The organism is Mycobacterium sp. E1747 (assembly GCF_001667775.1).
Taxonomy (GTDB): domain Bacteria; phylum Actinomycetota; class Actinomycetes; order Mycobacteriales; family Mycobacteriaceae; genus Mycobacterium.
In genome coordinates, this window is record NZ_LZJI01000200.1 from 1 (window position 1) to 19,713 (window position 19,713).

Annotated in this window: 17 protein-coding genes; 7 read left to right on the plus strand and 10 right to left on the minus strand. The window is 68.0% G+C overall.

What is annotated here, in order from left to right; genetic code table 11:
* Together A5695_RS20650 and A5695_RS20655 are read left to right on the plus strand one after the other, a co-directional pair.
* Nucleotides 1-886 (plus strand): ParB/RepB/Spo0J family partition protein (locus A5695_RS20650; protein WP_197515571.1); only part of this gene is annotated, 886 nt, incomplete at its 5' end.
* 266 nt (nucleotides 887-1,152) lie between these two features.
* Entirely contained in the window at nucleotides 1,153-1,905 is a 753-nt protein-coding gene (locus A5695_RS20655) for an acetyltransferase (RefSeq protein ID WP_068086451.1), read from the plus strand.
* Here the strand turns inward: A5695_RS20655 and A5695_RS20660 are convergent.
* The 10 genes from A5695_RS20660 to A5695_RS20705 all read right to left on the minus strand — a co-directional run bounded on the left by A5695_RS20660 (nucleotide 1,902) and on the right by A5695_RS20705 (nucleotide 13,445).
* Nucleotides 1,902-3,122, minus strand: coding sequence for an N-acetylmuramoyl-L-alanine amidase (locus A5695_RS20660; protein ID WP_068086454.1), 1,221 nt, complete (start codon nucleotides 3,120-3,122; stop codon nucleotides 1,902-1,904). The two genes, A5695_RS20655 and A5695_RS20660, sit on opposite strands and share 4 nt — an antisense overlap.
* A 134-nt stretch (nucleotides 3,123-3,256) precedes the next feature.
* Nucleotides 3,257-3,610, minus strand: coding sequence for a thioredoxin (gene trxA, locus A5695_RS20665; RefSeq protein WP_068086457.1), 354 nt, complete (start codon nucleotides 3,608-3,610; stop codon nucleotides 3,257-3,259).
* Nucleotides 3,607-4,614, minus strand: a complete 1,008-nt coding sequence (gene trxB, locus A5695_RS20670) for a thioredoxin-disulfide reductase (protein WP_068086460.1) — start codon at nucleotides 4,612-4,614, stop codon at nucleotides 3,607-3,609. Before trxB ends, trxA begins: the two co-directional genes overlap by 4 nt.
* A 90-nt stretch (nucleotides 4,615-4,704) precedes the next feature.
* Nucleotides 4,705-5,433: a hypothetical protein gene (locus tag A5695_RS20675; RefSeq protein ID WP_068086463.1), complete on the minus strand. Its 729-nt coding sequence runs from the start codon at nucleotides 5,431-5,433 to the stop codon at nucleotides 4,705-4,707.
* A complete protein-coding gene (gene sigM / locus A5695_RS20680; protein WP_068086466.1) occupies nucleotides 5,426-6,037 on the minus strand; it encodes an RNA polymerase sigma factor SigM in 612 nt (203 codons plus the stop codon). Before sigM ends, A5695_RS20675 begins: the two co-directional genes overlap by 8 nt.
* A gap of 61 nt (nucleotides 6,038-6,098) precedes the next feature.
* Complete coding sequence (gene murJ / locus A5695_RS20685) at nucleotides 6,099-9,710, minus strand: murein biosynthesis integral membrane protein MurJ (protein ID WP_068086469.1); 3,612 nt, start codon at nucleotides 9,708-9,710, stop codon at nucleotides 6,099-6,101.
* On the minus strand, nucleotides 9,707-12,088 hold the full coding sequence (locus A5695_RS20690; protein WP_068086472.1) for a hypothetical protein: 2,382 nt from the start codon (nucleotides 12,086-12,088) through the stop codon (nucleotides 9,707-9,709). The genes murJ and A5695_RS20690 overlap by 4 nt, the downstream gene beginning before the upstream one ends.
* On the minus strand, nucleotides 12,085-12,819 hold the full coding sequence (locus A5695_RS20695) for an NUDIX hydrolase (protein WP_068086475.1): 735 nt from the start codon (nucleotides 12,817-12,819) through the stop codon (nucleotides 12,085-12,087). Before A5695_RS20695 ends, A5695_RS20690 begins: the two co-directional genes overlap by 4 nt.
* 89 nt (nucleotides 12,820-12,908) lie before the next feature.
* Nucleotides 12,909-13,136 carry a hypothetical protein gene (locus tag A5695_RS20700; RefSeq protein WP_082946214.1) on the minus strand — a complete coding sequence of 76 codons (228 nt, stop codon included), beginning with the start codon at nucleotides 13,134-13,136 and terminating at the stop codon, nucleotides 12,909-12,911.
* A gap of 66 nt (nucleotides 13,137-13,202) precedes the next feature.
* Nucleotides 13,203-13,445, minus strand: a complete 243-nt coding sequence (locus tag A5695_RS20705) for a hypothetical protein (RefSeq protein ID WP_068086508.1) — start codon at nucleotides 13,443-13,445, stop codon at nucleotides 13,203-13,205.
* 274 nt (nucleotides 13,446-13,719) lie between these two features.
* On the opposite strand from A5695_RS20705, the gene A5695_RS20710 reads away from it, so the two are divergent.
* From A5695_RS20710 to A5695_RS27870, 5 genes are all read left to right on the plus strand, one after another.
* Nucleotides 13,720-15,141 carry a CCA tRNA nucleotidyltransferase gene (locus A5695_RS20710; protein WP_156749779.1) on the plus strand — a complete coding sequence of 474 codons (1,422 nt, stop codon included), beginning with the start codon at nucleotides 13,720-13,722 and terminating at the stop codon, nucleotides 15,139-15,141.
* A gap of 24 nt (nucleotides 15,142-15,165) precedes the next feature.
* Nucleotides 15,166-15,675 (plus strand): pullulanase, encoded by a 510-nt coding sequence (locus A5695_RS20715; RefSeq protein WP_068086483.1) that lies wholly within the window; start codon nucleotides 15,166-15,168, stop codon nucleotides 15,673-15,675.
* A gap of 98 nt (nucleotides 15,676-15,773) precedes the next feature.
* Nucleotides 15,774-16,103 (plus strand): DUF2563 family protein, encoded by a 330-nt coding sequence (locus A5695_RS20720; protein WP_068086486.1) that lies wholly within the window; start codon nucleotides 15,774-15,776, stop codon nucleotides 16,101-16,103.
* 1,065 nt (nucleotides 16,104-17,168) lie between these two features.
* Nucleotides 17,169-17,729 (plus strand): hypothetical protein, encoded by a 561-nt coding sequence (locus tag A5695_RS20725; protein ID WP_068086490.1) that lies wholly within the window; start codon nucleotides 17,169-17,171, stop codon nucleotides 17,727-17,729.
* 364 nt (nucleotides 17,730-18,093) lie between these two features.
* On the plus strand, nucleotides 18,094-18,645 hold the full coding sequence (locus A5695_RS27870) for a hypothetical protein (RefSeq protein ID WP_082946210.1): 552 nt from the start codon (nucleotides 18,094-18,096) through the stop codon (nucleotides 18,643-18,645).
* The last annotated feature ends 1,068 nt before the right edge of the window (nucleotides 18,646-19,713 follow it).

A 19,713-nucleotide genomic window follows, 5' to 3' on the forward strand; every position in this document is an offset into this window, starting at 1 on the left:
GGGCCCCCGGATGGGGGACGCGGCGGCGGACGTGTTGATCGGGGGACCGAGTCCGGACCTGGCCCCGGCGGGCGCGGTGTATCGCGAGATCGCGCCGTCCGACATCGAGCCCAACCCGCGCCAGCCGCGGCAGGTGTTCGACGACGAGGCGCTCGCCGAACTGGTGCACTCCATCCGCGAGTTCGGTCTGCTGCAGCCGATCGTGGTGCGCGCGGTACCCGGCGCCAAGACGGGTCCCCGCTATCAGATCGTGATGGGGGAGCGGCGCTGGCGGGCGGCCCAAGAGGCGGGGCTCGCCACCATCCCCACCATCGTGCGTGAGACCGGCGACGACAATCTGCTCCGCGACGCCCTGCTGGAAAACATCCACCGCGTCCAGCTCAATCCCTTGGAGGAGGCGGCGGCTTACCAACAGCTGTTGGACGAATTCGGCGTCACCCACGACGAACTTGCCTCACGAATCGGTCGCTCGCGGCCCTTGATCACCAACATGATCCGGTTGCTCAAGCTGCCGATCCCGGTGCAACGGCGGGTGGCGGCGGGCGTGCTGTCGGCCGGCCATGCCCGCGCCCTCTTGTCCCTGGAAGCCGGGCCCGAGGCGCAGGAGGAGCTGGCCAGCCGGATCGTCGCGGAGGGACTGTCGGTGCGGGCGACCGAGGAAGCGGTGACGCTGGCGAATCGGGCCGGCGCGACCACCCCCGCACCCCAGCGGCGCAAGCCGATTCAGATGCCCGGCCTGCAGGAGGTGGCCGAGCGCTTGTCGAATGCGTTCGATACGCGGGTCACGGTCAGCCTGGGCAAGCGCAAGGGGAAGATCGTCGTGGAGTTCGGGTCCGTCGACGATTTGCAACGAATTATCGACATAATGACCGCCGCGAAGGCCTGACCCCGCCATACCCTGTAATTACGTCACTGTGACACCGCAGCGGTCACGGATCGGCGACGACCGGTGCTCGGCACCGCGGCATCACGAAAGCACGTGCGTTTCAAGGATTTTCGGTAACGAATCAGCCGGGACGGTAACGCTGCGAGGCTGACCGCGCCGTGACCGGCGCCTCGACCCCAAAGCTGGCCCGATTGCGACATACTCTCCTATCCTGGAGGGGTTGTCGGTGCAATTGGCTGCAGTACCGCACAGGAGCCAGGAGGCTAGTGTCCGCTCGAATCACACCGCTGCGCCTCGAGGCCTTCGAGCAGCTTCCCAAGCATGCACGCCGCTGCGTGTACTGGGAGGTTGACCCGGCGACCCTCGGTAACCAGGACCACCTCGCCGATCCCGAATTTGAGAAGGAAGCATGGCTGTCGATGGTCATGCTGGAGTGGGGCTCGTGCGGTCAGGTCGCGACCGCGGTCACCGACGACAGAAGCCAGAGCGAACCACCGTGCCTGGGCTACGTCTTTTATGCGCCGCCGCGGGCGGTGCCGCGCGCCCAGCTATTCCCCACCGCTCCGGTCTCCGCGGACGCGGTGCTGTTGACGTCGATGGGTATCGAGCCGGGGCAGGCCACCGACGACCTGCCGCATGGTCTACTCGCCCGGGTGATCGACGAACTGGTGCGGCGCGGAGTGCGGGCCCTGGAAGCCTTCGGGCGCACACCGGCGGCTTCGGAGTTGCAGGATCCGCTGGCGGCGAGCCCGGACGTGCGGCCGGTGCTGGAGGCCGTCGGTGACTGCTCGGTGGACCACTGCGTGATGGACGCCGAATTCTTGCAGGACGCGGATTTCGTTGTGGTGGCGCCACATCCGTACTTTCCGCGGCTGCGGCTCGAGTTGGACAAGGGCCTGGGATGGAAGGCCGAAGTCGAGGCTGCCTTGGAGCGACTGCTGGAAAACGCCCAGTTGCAAGAGCCGGTAGGAGCGGGGACCGGGGCGGGAAATACGTTGCGGGGCGCCGAGATCGGCTAGGAGCCGCCGAGCCGGCTGGCCCGCTCCACCGACAGTTCGTGAGCCAGCAGTTCGGCGAACGTGAAGGTGCCGGTGGGCCGGTCGTTCTTGCCCAGCAGGTAGAGCCGCTTGACCGCGGCGAGAATTCCTTCGGCGATGGCGTCGCGGGTCTGGGTGGAGATCAGCATCGCCCGATCCTGCGGATTGGTGATATAGCCGACGTCGACCTGAACGGTCGGCATGCGGGTCAGGCGCAACAGGTCCCAAGTCCGGCCATGCGTTCGGCAATCCCGTAACCCGGTGCGGGCCACGACTTCTCGTTGGATGAAGTCCGCGAGGTTGCGCCCGATCGTGGAGACCGAGCCGTGTGAGTTTCCGAAATGAAAGGAAGCGACGCCGTTCGCCGCCGGGCTGGGCTGGTTCTCGCAGCGCAAGCTGATCATCAGGTCGGCCCCCACGTTGTTGGCGGTGGCGGCGCGTTCGGCGTCGGACGGGCTGCGGTTGACTGGCCGCGACAGGAAGGTCTCCATGCCGATGGCGGTCATCCGTCCCTCAAGCCGGCTCGCCAAGTCCCACAACACATCTGCTTCGCTGACCGGACCCGATGGACCGTGCATCAGCTCCCCGAGGTCGGTGCCGCCGCGGCCCGGATCGATAATGATCCGCTTGCCCGACAGCTTCGGCCCCGAGCGACGGACCAGCTCCTCCTCGCGAATCGCGTGAGGGGAGCCGCCCGTGACGCGGGAGCTCAGAAAGTACAAGGAGCGCAAGGTTTCTGGGCCACAGATGCCGTCGGCGGCCAGCCCGTACTCACGCTGGTACGACATCAGGGCATTGTGTGTCTGCAATCCGAAGTGCCCGTCGACCAGACCGGTGTAGAAACCAAGGTCCTGGAGCCTGGCCTGCAACGTGGCGACGTCGTCACCGTAGAGCGGGGCCCCGAATTGGTGATACAGCGTGCGGGCCCCCAGCCGGTACGACGCCTCCTTCAAGGCGCGATAGGTGGCCTCGCCGACGATGCCGTCGACCAGCAGGCCGCGGTGCTGCTGGAAGGCCCGCACCGCCTGGTCGAGCTCGGCATCGAAGAGCTCGGGGGGCACAAGCCGGCCGGTGGTGAGCTCTTCCTCCGGGGTGTCCAGCAGCCCTAGCGTTGCCAGCGTCGCCCGGATTTCGGTCACAGCTGCGCTGCGGTCACCACAGCGCAGCGCATCGCCGTATTCACGGCGCGGACTCGACATACCAAAGGCCCTCCGGGACACACTGACAGGCTCACATCTGGGCAACAGCTAACCGCAATTGTCGCAGATGCTTCGCCTAATCGGGAAAACACCAGGCCGAACGCGGGGGCGTGGTGTGATGGCGTAATTCAGGATCAACCCAGGTTGGGAACCACGTCCGAGAGCTCACGCAGCAGCGCCGCCTTGCCCTTTGCGCCAACGATCCGCTTCACCGGCTGGCCGTCCTTGAACAAGATCATGGTCGGAATCGAGACGACCTGGAAATCACGCGCAGTCACGGGATTGGCGTCGACGTCGAGCTTGGCGATGGTGAGCTGCTCGGCTCGCTCACTCGCGATCTCCTCGAGGACCGGCGCGACCATCTTGCACGGCCCGCACCACGTGGCCCAAAAGTCAACCAGCACAGGCTTGTTGCTGGACAACACCTCGGTGGAGAACGATGCGTCAGAGACTTCGATTGTGGCCCCGGCTTTTTCGGCGTCGGTCATTGAGGTGCTCCAATCATCTCAGTACTGCCAGGAAATTCGGTTGCGTCGCTTTGGGCGGCCGAGCTTGATTCGACGTGGTCGGCCAGCCAGCGTTCGGCGTCGATGGCCGCCGAACAGCCGCTGCCCGCAGCGGTGATGGCCTGGCGGTAGGTGCGGTCCACCAAGTCGCCCGCGGCGAACACGCCGTCGATCGAGGTGGCGGTGGTGTGGCCCTTGACCAGAACGTAACCGTCGGGGTCGGTGTCGAGCGCATCGCGGACCAACTCCGAGCGCGGGTCGTGACCAATCGCCACGAATACGCCCGTCACGGGCAGGGTCGATTCCTCCCCAGTCACCGTGTCGCGCAACCGCAAACCGGTCACCGTCTGGTCCCCGTCGACACCGAGCACGGCCTTGTTGGTCAAGATGGTGATCTTGTCGTTGTCCCGGGCGCGTTCGAGCATGATGCGTGACGCGCGGAATTCGTCGCGGCGGTGCACCAGGGTGACGCTGCGTGCGAACCGGGTCAAAAAGGTGGCTTCCTCCATGGCCGAGTCGCCGCCACCGATCACCGCGATGTCTTGATCTTTGAAGAAGAACCCATCGCAGGTCGCGCACGAGCTCACGCCGCGGCCCAGCAGTTCCTGCTCGCCGGGCACGCCCAGGTACCGAGCCGCTGCGCCCATGGCCAAGATGACCGCCCGCGCACGGAACGCCTCGCCCTCGGCGGTGGTCACCGACTTGACCGGGCCGTCCAGCGACACGGACTCGACGTCTTCCATCCGCAGGTCGGCCCCGAACCGCAGCGCCTGTTCGCGCATCTGGTCCATCAGCTCCGGGCCGGTGATGCCATCACGGAAACCGGGGTAATTCTCCACCTCGGTGGTGGTCATCAACGCGCCACCAAACGACGTTCCCTCGAATACCAAGGGGGCCAGCTGTGCCCGCGCCGTATACAACGCCGCGGTGTACCCGGCCGGACCCGAACCGATGATGATCACGTCGTGCACAGTGTCGGCGGTCATAGAGCCCTTTCAAGAAATCGTCCCCGGATTGGTACAAACGCCAGCGTAGGCACGGCTGTTCCCGGGCGTCGGCCCACCCATCGCACCACACTAGGGGCGCGGGATCTGGGTGTTGGCCAACAGGCCGGTGTCGGCGGCGCTGCAGTTCAGCGCGACCGCGTAAACCGCCAGGCTGCGGGGAGCGTCGCCCGGCACCACCAGCACGACCCCGGGGCGCGCGTTGACCTCGACCGGCCGCGCGCCGAGCACCTGTGTGGATGCCGGGTAGCCGAGGCCGGTGAGACAGGAGGCGCGCCGCGCCGGGTCGGCCAGCGGGCCGTAATCCGGGGTCTGGGCAAGCAGCCGGAGGATTTCCTCCTCCGACAGCGGGACCGCCATCGGCGGCGTCGACACCGTGATGTGCTCGGCGGTGACCTCAGTGCTGGGCGCAGGCTCGGGCGCGTTGATCAGCGCCGCGGTCCCCACGCCGACCGCCGCGAGCAGCGCACCGATGCCGGTGACCCCGGCGACCACCCGCGCGGGCCGAACCCGCGGCCGGGCGGAGTGCGCGAGGGGCTGGCCTGCGTCCGCGGATTCGAGCGCCGCCGTGATCCGGGCGGACACCTCGGGCGGGACCGCGGGCGCCGGCTCGGCCCCCAGCGTGGCGACGTCGCTGCGGGCCCGGTTCAGGGCGCGCAGGATTTTCTCGGCTTCCGGGTTGTCGCGGACCCGTTGACGCACGCGGGCCGCGGATTCGTCGTCGAGCAGGCCGGCCTGCAGGTCGGCGAGAAGCTCAACCGTCAGGGGCGGCTCGTCGCCTTGGTCGTCGGCTTCACCCATCCGCCCCAGTGTCCGTCATGGGTTGCCTGACGGCCATGGGTGGGGCCGGGTTGGGCGCCGCGTTGAGGTAGCCGAGGAGTTCCGCGAGCCGCATGCGGGCCCGGGCGCATCGGCTCTTGACGGTGCCCTCGGCAACGCCGAGCAGCGCGGCGGTGTCGGCCACCGAGTAGCCCTGCATGTCGACCGCCACCACGGCGGCCCGCTGCTCGACGGGCAGCCGCAGCAAGGCGCGCTGCACCACCATCGCGGTCTCGACCTGGGCGGTGCGGTCAGCCACCGCGTAGACGTCCTCTAGGGCGACGGTCGGGTGCGCCTTGATGCGGCGCAGCCGGTCCAGGCACGCGTTGACGACGATGCGATGCAACCAGCTGCTGACGGCGGCGTCATGCCGGAACGCGCCGGCCCCGCGGTGCGCCGAGAGCATGGCGTCCTGCAGCGCGTCCTCGGCGTCCTCGGCGGTGCGGGTGGTGAGCCGGGCGAGGCGGTGCAGCTGTCGCTGGTGGCGCAGGAACAGTTCGCCGAAGGCGTGGCGGTCGCCGGCTACATGGGCCGCCAGCAGCTCGGCATCACTGCGTTCGCGCTGGATGTCTCCCCGGGAGCCCACGGCCGGACAGTAACCAATCCGTTGTGGGGCGGCACTTCACCACGGGACGGATCTGTGAGCGTCAGGAAGCGGCCTGGACCGTGATCTCGAAAAAGCCGGCCTGGCTCTTGCCGTTGGTGGTTCCCAACGTGGAGATCCACACCAGCAAGTTCGAGGTCGGGGAACCGGCTCGCACCGGGATGACGTTGTGGCCGGGTCTGAGCGTGAACGCCGGCGCCAGCACGGTGGTGTCGTTCAGGGACGCCGGCGACGCCGTGGCCGACGAGCGGATTTCGACCTTGGTGCCGGTGCTGGGTGTGTCGATGCTGACTTGGCCGATCACGGTCGCGCTGGGCAGCTGCAGCATGAGCCCTTCGCCCTGCTTGAAGCTGGGGAACGGGACGGCGTCGGTATAGACCTCGGTGGCCCAGGCGGTCGAGGGGTCGCCGTCGATCGCCTGGCCAGCCGTGCCCGCGTTGTCGGCGTCACCGTCGGGCGAGTAGACCGTCGCCTTCGTCGGCTTGACGACGCTGCCGGCGGCCGCGGAACTCGTGGCCGACGACGAGGTGGAAGACGACGGGCCGTTCAGCCCGAGCTCGTCCTTGTTCAGGCCGCCGCCGACGTTGCCGAAGATCTTGCTCACCACCGACGCCAAGACCAGTAGCGCCACGATGATGACGGCAAGGCCGGCGCCCATGCCGATCAACAGGTTGCGGCGCCGGCGCGCGAACGCCGCTTCGTCCGGGGCCGCGGATTCTCGGGCGGTGGCCGGCGCGGGCGAATCGTCGATCGGACCCAGCACCTCGGTCCGGTCGGCCACCGCGGTCGCTTGCTGTAGCAGGTTCAAAAGCGTTGAGGCGCTACGGATCCCGCCGTCCTCCTGAACCGCCCGCACCGCGACGGCGGAAATCTGGAAGGGAATGCCGCGGTCGATGATCATCGGTTCCACCGGCTGGCCCGTCGAATCGCGTTCGGCAGGGGCGAGTCCGCTCCGCACGCTGGATTCCGTGAGCGGCCACCGGTTGACCAGCAGGGCGTACAGCGCGGCACCAATGCCGCGGATGTCGGCCTGCGGGTTGGCGTCAGGCATGGTGGCCGGGTAGGCGAGGACGACGTCGCCCTCGATGCTGACGCGGACCCGGCTCGGGTGGTCGATCGACAGCGCGACGCCGGCTCGGTGGGCCGCGTCGGCGGCCGCAGCCAGCGACTGCATGGCCCGGACAGCACCGACCGGCGACGGCGCGGTGTCGGCCACTTCCTGCAGCGAACCGCCGCGCACCCACTCGGAGACCACCAGGCCGCCGTGACCGGTGTGAACCACGTCGAGCACCCGGGCAATGCCGGGCTTGTCGATCCGGCTCAGGCGCAGCGTGCGGGACAGGATCTCCTGCAGCACCTCGTCGGGCAACGCCCCGTCGGGATCGACGAATGTGAGCGCCACCTGCCGGTCCAGCGCGGTGTCCAACGCTTGCCAGAACTGCAGGGGCGGCGCTCCGCCGTGAAAGACCAGCAGCCGGTAGCGGCCGCCGGCGATGCGGGCGCCCGGAACCAGGTGGACGTCGTCTCCGGACGGGTCCGCGCCACGGTCCCGCGGTGCGTCGAACGGGGCAGGACCTCGTCGCGACTCTGGCGGCAGGTCGCCGTTGGACGGGCGCGCGGCCGGGGGTTCCGGCGCGCGCTCGGCCGGGATGTCTGGCTGGAAGTCGTCGGCAACCGGTGGTGGCAGCTCGGCCCCCGACGCGGCACTCTCGATAGGGCGGTCGGTCACCTCCGGTCCTTTCGCTATCCGGGCTTGGGTAGCCCGCTCCGGAGGTCTGCGCCGGATCGGCTCCTGGACCGCATTTACCCCAGGTGTGGACGAATTCCTCTGCTCAGGGTACGTGACCCGGGCACGGCGAGACGATCGGTCCTTTGTCACCGGATTGCGCGACATCGCCGCCCGGCCGCCGAAGCGCCGGCGGACGACGTCGAGGGCGGCCTGCGCCTCCGGGACACCGGCGCGAAGCAGGACCGCGGCCATGATCGGCAGCATGATCACCGCCAGGATCAGCAGCCGCAGCAGCGAGCCCGCGGCGCCGCCGTGCGCGGTGAGCGCGTCCAGTCCCAACAGCCGGTCGGCCACATGGGCCACCAAACCGGCCAGCATCGAGGCGGTGATCGTCACCAGGATCGTGCGCAGCTCGCCTTTGCCGATCAACTCACCGCCCGCCGGCAGCAGGGTGTGCCGCAACAGCAGGTAGCCGATGATCGCGCCCGCCAGGAAGCCGATTCCGTTGGCCAGTCCCAGATAACCGGCCACCAACTTGGGGTCGTCGGTGAGGTGCGGGGCCAGGACGGATCCGACGATCTTGACGGCCGTGATGACCAGGATGATGACGATCGGCGTCCAGGGCTGCTCGCGCGCGTAGAAGACACGCAGCTGCAGCAGCACCAGCCCGTAGGGGATCAGCGTGAAGGCCGATAGCGCGATCGCGGTGCCCAGGTATCCAGCGTCGACGCCGCCGAAGTGGCCGTAGGCGAACAGCGCGCTGCCGATCGCCGGGCCGCCGACGGTCATGACCGCGACGATCGGAATCAGCGTGATCAACGTCAGGCGGGTGGCCAGCGACAGGTCGGCCAGCACCGCCTTGGTGTCGTCGGCGGCGGCGTTGCGGCTCAGCCGCGGCATCACCACCGTCAGCACGGTGACGCCGATCATGCCGAACGGCAGCATCAGGACCAGCCACGTGTAGTTGTAGATCGCCGGGCCCGACGCGGCCGCCGTGCTGGCGATCTGGTTACCGACCACCAGGCCGAGCTGGCTGATCAGCACGTAGAGCACCATCGCGGCGGCCATGGTCCCGAAGCGCTTGAGGCGTTCGTCGATTCCCCAGAGGGGACGCAGGTCCACGCGCTGGCGGCGCAGCGCCACCAGCAGTACCGCGGTCTGCGCGAACACGCCCAGCGTGGTGCCGATGCCGAGGACCAGCAGCTTGGTGTTGCCCATCCGGACGGGGTCGACCGACAACTCACCGGGGACGGCCGCGTACACCGCCAAGGTGGCGAGCGCGACGACGTTGTTGACCACCGGCGCCCACGCCGTCGGCCCGAAGACGTTGCGGGTGTTCAGGATCGCCATGAACACTGACGTGAGGCCGTAGGCGAGCACCTGGGGGAGCAGCAGGTAGGCGAACGCGGTCGTCAGCGGCTCGTTGACCTGCGGAACCCGGCCCAGCATCAACCGGACCAGCAGGGGAGCGGCGAGCACCGACAACGCCGTCGCCAACACGAGCAGCGCGGTCGTCAGGGTGACCAGGCGCCGCACGAACGCCGCGCCGCCGTCGGGGTCACTCTGCTCGGCGCGGGCCAGCACCGGAACGAAGATCGCGGTGAAGGTCGCCTCGAGGACCAGCGCCGCGACCAGGTTCGGCAGCTGGTTGGCCACCGAGAACGCACTAGACAGTGCGGCGCCCAGGATCGCGGCCAGGAGCACGATCCGGGCGAAGCCGGTGAGCCGGCTGACCAGCGTGGCGAGGGCCATCGCCCACGACCGCGACACCAGGGCGGCATCGGAGAGTTCGGGCCGCCGGCGGTCGATCCCCGCGGGGACCGGCGGCAGGGGACCGGTGGGCGGCGAGCCCGGGCTGCGGGGTCGCCGCGGCGGCTCTGGCAGGCGGTGGGGTTGCGGTGCGGCCTGCCGGTGGCCGGGCTTCATACGCGGTGCTCTTGTTCGAGCCGGTCATCGGCCCCGTCATCCACCCCCGCGGATCGGGCGCCCGGCGGGTCGGGTCGGTCGAGGTCGGCGGGGTCGGGTTGGCCGCGGAAGCGGTGCCAAAGGCGCCGTCCCGCCAGCAACACCAGCACGGCCGCGGCCGTCATGGTGATCGCGAACAGCACCTTGCCGTAGGCGTTGGAATGCACCGACAGGCGCACCGGGTCGCCCAGCCGCAGTCCGTCGGGGGTCCGCAACGACACGTCGATGGCGACCCGCTGGGTGAAGTTGACTTCGATCGGCACCCGCAGCGGTAGGTATCCGGGCGGCAGCTCGATCTGGCCGACGTCGGTGACCGTCATGCCCGGCGGGGCGTCGACCTGCAGCCGCACCCGGATCGGGACGGCCAGTCCGTTGTGCAGAGCCAGCGGCAGGGGGCTGTGCTCGGTGGCCAGGGTGTAGGAGCCGCCGGGGTTGACGATCGTGACCGCCCCGAACAAGTCGTTGATCGTCTTGCCGACGACAGCCAGACGCTGCTGGGCCATCCCGTTACGGGTGTCGGGAGGCTGGGATTCGCTGAGCGCGCGCAGCATGTCTTCGCGCAGCGGGGCGGTGTACTGGATGCCGTTCAGCCCGGTGCGTTCGTCCGTGCTCAGCGCGGACGTCAGGCCCCACAGCCGGCCGACCTGGCCGGCCACCAGGGCGGTGACGTCGTCGCCGAAGCGGCCCCGCGCGGACGTGTAGGCGCCCACCTGTTCGGACGGCTCGGTGCGGGCCGCGGCCTCGGAGATGACCGCCGGCAACGGTCGTGGGATCGCCAGGCCGGACCGGATGGCGGTGGTCAGCGCGGTCAGGATGACGTGCGCGTCGTCGGCCTGCAGGTTCCACGTCGCCGGCGGGGCCAGGACCTGCGTGCGGGGCGCGTCGTCCTGCCGCAAGGCGTGCCAGAACATGGACCCCAGCGCGTCCTGGCGGCGCGCGGTCACCGAGTCATGCGCGAGCCGGACGGTCAGCGAGGAGTCCAGATAGGTGGGGACGGAGGGCGAGCTGCCCGCCCCGGCCAGCGCCGCGCCCACGGCCGGGTCGAACGGTGCGAGCACGACTTGCGGGGACAGCCGCTGCGGCGCGGTGTCGACGGTGGCGTCGGAGGACGCTTGGCCGTCCGGGGCCGACAATTCTGCGGCGGCTATGGCGACGGTGCTTTCGTTGCCGCCGAGCAGGCTGACCGCGCGGCTGGTCAACGGGCCGTCGGGCAGCAACGTGGCGCCGCGGACGGAGGCGACGTCCAGGATGCGGTCGACGATGGTGTTGACGCCGGTGGTCGCGGTGGCGCTGAGCCCGCGGTCGTTGACGCGTTGCAGGGCGTCCAGGTCGGCTTGCGCATACGGCAGCGGCGCCACGCAGGTGCGGTGCGCCAGGGCGCGCAGCCGGTTGAGCCACTCGCCGGCCGCGGCCTGCCCGGCGCCGGCGTGGGTCGGGGTGCCGGGCACCTGCGCGGGCCCGTCGGGGGAGTCGGACACCACGTAGCCGGCCGTCATCGCGTTGACGGTGACGAGCAGGTCGGGGTCGATGGCCAGACACAGCGCTCGGCCCACCGCGCCGTCGGGGTCGACGTCGTGGCTGGTGGCTACCTCCGCGGCCGACAGCAGGATGTCCAGCCGGCCGCCGCTGGCCAACGAGGTGGCCAGGTCGTCGTCGACGAGGCGGACCGGGATGGTGCCGCCGGGCACGCCGGGGGCCAGCCGGGGCCGGTCGGCCAGCGGCCACAGCATGGTCATCCACACGGGTTTGGAGGTGTCGGGCGCGACGGCGGAGGCCAGATCGCCGCCCTGATCGGGTGGCACGCCGACGACCGGCAGCAGGAAGCGCGCGTTGTCGAGCCGCGCGGGGGCGCCGTAATCGGGTGTGCCGTTCGCGTTGACCAGGACCGGATAGATGCCCGGCTTGTCGATCCCCAGCGATTGCTTGGTCAGCGAACGCAGCGGGGCGGACAGGGTGAACCCGACTTGTTGCCCGCGCTGCAGTTCGGGAGCGACCGTGAGAAAGTCGGCGGCCGGTTGGTACTGGTCGGTGTCGCCGTCCAGTGTGGTCCTCAAAGCCGCGGACGCGGTGACGGCCCCGGCGTGTTCGAGCCGGACCATCACGTCGCGGACGGGGCGGTCGCCGATGTTGGTCACCATGCCGGTGACGGTGACGACGGGTTGGCTGGACGTGGTGACGACGTCCGGCGTGACTTGGTCGATGCGCACTCGGACGAACGGCGTGATGCCGGGTTCTTTGGCGGCCGCGCGCGGCATGGCGGGCCAGGTGAGCATCGCGAACCCGGCCACGATGCCGATCACTGCCGCGAGGCGCAACAAGCAGAGCCGGGATGCCGTCACGGCCCGGGCCCGTGGCCGTTCTTCCGGCTGGTGGCCGGTTTGTCGGCGTGCCGGGTGCGCGAATGCGTTTGCGGTCGGCGCCGCGGTGAGGTGGGTGGCAGCGGTGGCAGCGCGGCGGGGCCGTCGGTCTGCAGCTTGTCGATCAGTTCGTCGGCGACTCGGGCGAGGCGCCGTTCGTCGGCGTAGGCCAGCTTCGAGGGCAGCTCGTGCACCGGAACCCAGGCCACCTCGGCGACCTCGAGGTCCTCGTCGGACAACTCTCCGCCGGAGAAGCGCAGTAAATAGTGGTGCACCGTCTTGTGCACCCTGCGGCCGTCGGTGACGAACCAGTAGTCGATGCGGCCCAGCGCGGCCAGCACGCTGCCGCGGATGCCGGTTTCCTCGGCGACCTCTCTTATCGCGGTCTGCTCGGCGGTCTCACCCATTTCGATATGCCCCTTGGGCAGCGACCAGAGCATCCGACCACGCCGATCGATGCGGCCGATCAGTGCCGCGACCAGTGAGTCGCGCGGCCCGTCGAGGCCGTCGACGACCAGACCCCCGGCGGATGTTTCGTGCACGGTCCGCAGCCGATCCGGTCCGCGACGAGGCGAACGGGATCGGTGCGATTTCGTCGCCGTCGAGTCGGCGGGCGCTTGGCCGTTCGTCTGGTTCTCGGTCGAACTCACAGCGCCACGACCGCGCCGCCGCCCCCGGCGCCGACGTGGCTTACCCTGTTCGCCGTCCGACACCCAAGCGATAGTAGCTGGCACGGCATAGTCTCCCTGGACATACTCGCCGCTAGTGGGGCGTGCGACGGCTCAGGACTTGATGCGTGCGCTCAGATTGGACCGATCGCTCCGGCGATGACAAATGCGGGGATGAAGATCAGGAGTGAGAGCGGCCCGGACAGGCTGCCGATCATCATCCCGCGGCCGATCTGGCCGAGTCGGCCCGATGCCAGGCCGATGAGGGCGCCGACGCCGATGTAGACCAGCGTTGCCGGCAGAACGATAAACACCAAGGGCCACAGCGGCAGAACAAACAGCCAGGTGACGAAGTCCACCACGAAGACGTGAGCTATGGCGACTGCGAAGGCCAGCGGCCCATACCGATTGTCGGTCATCGGCGCCCTTCAGCGCAGGACCAGATAAGCGAAGGCCGCTCCGCCGGCGAGCACGACGGCCGAACAGGCCACGGTGCTGAGGCCGAGGCCGCGATTACGCTGCGATGGCGACCTGAGGAGTGCGGCGCCGACAAGCACCGACACCAAGGTCGTTAGGACGGTGGCGGTCAACATCCACACGCGCTCACCGGCGTACGCGCTGTGCGTTTCGAACGGCCACTTGCCCAACAGCTGCATGGCGACGAGCAACAGCGCCAGTATCAGTTGCACGACCAACGGCGCCGACCATGTTGCTGTGCGCCAGGCGCGGCCGTCGAAGAAGTCCGCTCGCTGAGAACTCGACATATTGCTCATGTATCGCAGAACCGCATTGCCCGCGGTTTTCACCCTTCCCGTTGCGCAACGGTACTGCCGCACGCCGGCCGGTCAATTCACTCCGTCGCGTGCCACGGCAGCGGGTGCGAGGCTCCTCACACGGGCTTTTCGGCCCGGCCTACTAGGCTGATCGAACGTGTCCGACGCCGATATGCAGCTGCTTGCCGCCGCCCAGGTCGCCCTGAACCAACACGCGGACATGCTGCGCGAGCTGGGGTCGGCGTTCGACGCGGCCGGCCACGAGTTGTACCTCGTCGGCGGTTCGGTACGAGATGCGCTGCTGGGCAGGCTGAGTCCCGACCTGGACTTCACCACCGACGCCCGCCCCGAGCAGGTGCAACAGATCTTGCGGCGATGGGCCGACAACCTGTGGGACACCGGCATCGACTTCGGCACCGTCGGCGTCGGCAAGGATGGCCATCGCTTGGAGATCACCACATTCCGCGCCGACGCCTACGACCGCGTCTCGCGTAAGCCCGAGGTGCAGTTCGGCTCGAGTCTCGAAGATGATCTGGTGCGCCGTGACTTCACGGCCAATGCGATGGCCGTGCGCATCACGCCCGACGGGCCGGGTGAATTCCTCGATCCCCTAGGCGGTTTGGCGGCTCTGCGCGATCGCGTGCTCGACACCCCGGCAGCACCGGAGGTGTCCTTCGGTGACGACCCGCTGCGGATGCTGCGCGCGGCGCGGTTCGTCTCGCAGCTCGGCTTCGCCGTCACTCCCCGCGTGCGGGAGGCGATCGAGGCGATGGCGCCCGAGCTGGGCCGGATCAGCGCCGAGCGGGTGGCCGCCGAACTGGACAAGCTGCTGCTCGGTGACGACCCGGTGTCCGGCATCGACCTGCTGGTGCAGACCGGCATGGGGGAGGTGGTGCTGCCCGAGGTCGGCGGCATGCAGATGGCCATCGACGAACACCACCAGCACAAGGACGTCTACCAGCATTCGCTGACCGTGCTGCGGCAGGCGATCGCGCTGGAGGACGACGGCCCGGACCTCGTGCTGCGCTGGGCCGCGCTGCTGCACGACATCGGCAAGCCCGCCACCAGACGCCACGAGGCCAACGGCGGTGTCAGTTTCCACCACCACGAGGTCGTCGGCGCCAAGATGGCGCGAAAGCGGTTGCGCGCGTTGAAGTATTCGAAGCAGATGGTCGACGACGTCTCGCAGCTGGTGTATCTGCATCTGCGGTTCCATGGCTACGGCGAGGGCAAGTGGACCGATTCCGCGGTGCGCCGCTACGTCACCGACGCGGGGCCGTTGCTGCCTCGACTGCACAAGCTGGTGCGGGCCGACTGCACGACCCGCAACAAGCGGCGCGCGGCGCGGCTGCAGGCCAGCTATGACCGGCTGGAGGCGCGGATCGTCGAGCTGGCGGCGCAGGAGGATCTGGCGCGGGTGCGGCCCGACCTCGACGGCAACCAGATCATGAAATTGCTCGACATCCCGGCGGGCCCGCAAGTCGGCGAGGCGTGGCGCTTCCTGAAGGAGCTGCGGTTGGAACGCGGGCCGTTGACGACCGACGAGGCGACCGCGGAACTGGTCAACTGGTGGCGCTCACGGGGGAACCCGTAGCGGTGATTGCGCGTCGGAGCATGCATGGACTACTGCGCTGCAGGCGACGACGGTACGGCATCTATCTGGCACCACGACCTGGACCTCGACCTTGATGGCGACGGCCGGCTCGATGCTTTCGGGCTCGACTTCGACGGCGATGGGCTGCGCGACGACGCGTTCGCGGACCTCGACGCGGACGGCATCGCCGATCACGCGGTGCTCGACCTCGACAACGACGGCAATCCCGAGGCGTACTTCACCGATGATGGTTCCGGGACGTGGGGGGTGGCCACGGAGCAGGGCCGACAATTGCGCTGGTTCGGCCTCGACGGCGTCGAGCACACCGGTGGCCCGCTGGTCGACTTCGACGGGCACGGGCACGCCGATGACCGGCTTTTCGATACCGATGGCGACGGGCTGGCGGACCGGGTGCTGTGTGCCGACGAGGGCGGCGTGACCGCATACGTTGACACCGACGGTGACGGCAAGTGGAACGTGCGGCTGAGCGATTCGGACGGGGATGGGTTGGCTGACGGCGCGAGCGCGTTGTAGGGGTCCGTTTAGGCGAAGTGAATTGACCACCGCGCGTGGCGTATTTAGCTTGGTCAATAGTGGCGCGGGGATCGCTGCATGGATCGGAAGGGGCGGCAATGTTCGTCGACACTGACCTTCTGCACTCCGGGGGAAACGAATCGCACCGCGCCGGCGGGCATGCGCAAGAGGGGGCCGACCAGCTCGGGCGGGGGCCGCTAGGCGCGGGGATGTTCGGTGACTTCGCGGCCGCCGACGCGTTTCAATCGGCGGTGACCGCGGCGCATACGCAGCACGTGCAGACCCTGCAGGGTCACCAGCGGACGCTGACCGATGTCGGGGCGAAGGCCCATCACGCGGCCAAGGGCTTCACCAGCATGGACCAGCAGAATGCCGGCGATTTGGAGGCCGTGCGGCCGAGCGCCAACGGCTCAGCGCCGCGAGTTTGATCGCTCGCGGGCGCTCAGTGCGCGGGGCAGCGTTGTTTCAATCACTCTCTTACGGTGTTGATGTGCAGTGCCGTGGATAGTTCAACGGAATGGCTTCGCACGGACTGAGGTATTTCCACGGACTGAGGCATTTCATGGGAGGGCTGTATGGGTGATCTCCCCTCGGATTTTGGTGGGAACCGCCTGTCGGCCCGCCAGCGGGCCAGTGGCAGCCGACGTATTCAACGCAAGCCATGAAACGTCCACGGACATGGCTGGCGATTGTGTTGGCATCGATCGCCATCCTACTGAGCGCCGTAGGACCTAGTTGTGGTGGCTACACGGTCGACGAACATCTCCGCCCCAAGCTCACCGATCACGTCAGCAGCACCGATGTACACAACGGCGGTATCGGCTGCGGCGCACAAGAACCTCTGCGGCGTCTACACCCTGACCGCACGTGCCGTGCAGATTGGAACCAACGGTGACAACCCGGCTTTGTCTGGCATTGCCGTTGTCAACGGAGCCCTAATGCTGGAACACGTGGTGGGCGCAAATCCGGCGTTGCCGCCTGCGATCGAGACGCCGCACTGGCACTCGCGGACGCTTATAGCAATTCTCAGGCGATCGCCGCCACGGTGCAGCAACGTGATGATCCGTTATGGCAGTCGACCATCAGTGACGTCAACAACAAATATGCTGTGATGAAGAGAGTTCGCGGTCGCGGGTAAGGGGGCCATCGATAGCTCGGGGATCAAGATGGCGGGAAGGACACCTCGGTGTTCGCTCGAATCGTGGCCGGACCAAGAGCGATCGGCATGCCCCGGATGTCAGTTCGACCGCAAAGGACCGGAGCGCGTCGCAGCCCCGGTTGCTCACATGCGCTGCGCACGTGAGCACTTCGAAGGCGGGACGGACCGCAGTGGCGGATTTCAACGCAGACCTTGCGCTTGCGAGCGCACGTCTTAGAAGGTGTTAGCGCTGCGCCGGTAAATTGCCGGCTTCCCGTTGCCTGTTCCACTATGGAGCGGAAGGGGGCACGCATAATCGGGGTTCTTTGGATCCGTCGGCCGCGGTAAGGGGTACATGGTGGGGAGCGAATCTTGGGGGCCGGGCGAGGCTCCGGCCGCCCCAGCCGCCCAGCCGTCAACGGCGAATTGGGCACCGAGCTTTTCCGCTCAGCCACCGGCGCGCCCGCGTCCGTGGCTGGGGGTCGCGGTAGCGTTCACGGCCGCCGTGGCCACCGCCGCCCTCGTCTTGGCACTCACACGTTCGACGACGGCAAGTACGACAACGACCACCACGAGTACGCCGACCCATGGGCCTGCGGAAGTTGCCGCCGCGCAACAACGACTGTGCGGAACCTATAAATTGGCAGCCCGAGCCGTGCAAATTGACACCAATGGAAGCGACAAAGCGCTGGCTCGCACCGCCACTACGAACGCGGCTCTCATGCTCGAGAATGCGGCCGATGATCCAGCGCTTGATGCCAGACACCGCGACGCCGCCCGCGCGCTCGCTGCGGCCTACCTGACAGCGACGGCAAAGGCTACGAGCGGTGTGGTACCCGACTCGGAATGGCAGGCAGCGATCAACGACGTGATCGCTAAAGACGCGCCAATGAAAATGCTCTGTGGTGGCGGGTGACCGCTTGATGGATAGCTGAGCGGCCCTAGATGGTGTTAACGACGCCGCTCGCTCCCTTGAGCCGTGCCGGTGCCCCCGAGATCCCAAATGTCAGCTTGACCGCATAGGACCCATAAGAGTTGCACACCTGGCGGTCCCAGTTACTCGGCCGCGCGGCATAGTCCCCTCGCTTCGAGGGGGCACAGCCGTAGTGGCGGCCGATCTCAATGCACACCTCGCTAGCCCGCATCGCGGCTCTAGATCGCGCTAGCGGGCGGCGCCGGTGAATTGCTCGCTTCCGATTGCCTGATCCACTATGGGGAGGAGGGCACGCATAATCGGGAGACCGGTTCAATTTCGATCCGTCGGCTTCGAGGAGGGGCGCATGGTGGGGAACCAGCCTTGGCGGCCTGGCGAGGGAACGGCCGCCCAGCCGCCATTGGCAGATTGGACACCGAGCTTTTCCGGGCACGCAGGATCACGCTCGCGCCCGTGGCTGGCGGTCGCCGTGGGTTTAACCGCGGCAGTGGCTGTCGCCGCGTTGATCGTCGCCGCGACGCGATCGGCTCCGCAGCCCACGAACTCCACAGCGGCGCCCATACCGAGCGCTTCCGAAACGGCTGCGGCGCAGAGACAACTATGTGACACATATAAGCTGGCCGCCCGTGCAGTGGAGGTCGATACCGGCGGCAACGATCGTGCATTGGCCCGTATTGCCACCACCAATGGTGCCGTCATGCTAGAGAACGCAATTGCTAGTCCCGCGCTCGATGCCAAGCACCGCGACGCGGCACGTGCGTTGGCTGGCGCCTACGCAACTCTTACCGCTATGAGTAACAACACTGTGGCGACCGATGCGCAATATCAGGCAGCACTTGACGACATCACTGCCAAAGACTCCGTAATGAAAAGCGTGTGTGCGAACGGTGGTAGCTGATCTTCCGCCCGGCAGGTGGACGGCGCTGTTGGTTGGGCCCTGGTGGCCAGCTCCTTCCGCAGCTATGCGCGGTGCTGGGCAGTACTGGCGGCAGGCTTGCCTAGAGCAGCAGCAGTATTCGCAGGATCTGACTAGTTTGCAGAATCTCCTAGCAGCGAATAATCAGGGGCACACGGCAGATGACCTCGTTGCCCGATACCACGATGGCGCCAAGTTTCACATGGATCTCGCCGAAAAGTACAGGAACAAGGCTGAAGCTTTCGATTCCGGTGCCGACGCGGTCGATTTTCTGCGGAGCCGATTGAGCGAAATTGCTAGCGACGGCGATCGGGATATCGATCGAATTCTTGCGTCAAAAGAGCCGTTGCCGCAGCAGCTAACCGAAATACTTGGTGTTCAAGAGAGGTGCAACGCGGACGCGGCGAACGCGAGCCGAGACGCGACCAATAAGATCGTCGGCGCCACGCAAAAAATCCTAGATGCCGAAGGTGTCGGTGCTGACGCACGAACGTGGGCGAGTCAGCATGGTTTCAACAGCGACCCTGCTTCACCGCCCCGTCCAATCAGCAAAGAGGATTTGGCTGCGCCACCAGTACATTCCGGCGGGCGCCCAGAAAATGGCGGCGCTGGAGGCATCCCAGGGGGTACGGAAAGTCGGGGGCAGCCGGCGCCTGTGGTCCATGGCGCTGGGCGCTCTGGTGACGGTGCTCCGGGAGTGAGAGCCGCCCCCAATGGGCAGCCCTATACCCCGGCTGTAGTACACGGCGAGGGGCGCGGTCTGGGCACAGTGCCCGGCCCAGCTTCGACGCCGGCTCCTGGCGTCCAGGTGGCCGGGGGCGGCTCGGTGCTGCAGGGAGCGCCCGCCATGCCCGGTGGGACGATGTCACCCGCTGGCCTCGGCCAAGCCGGGCCGCCCAACTTGGCCCAATCTTTTGCAAGCGGCCTGGCGACGGGACAGCCAGCAGGTGCCGGCGCGCAAGGTCTCTCGACGGGCGCAATCAACGCAATGGAGTCGGGACCGGGGACACCGCCGCAAGCCGGCCCGCCGGTGGGGACACCGTCTGTGGC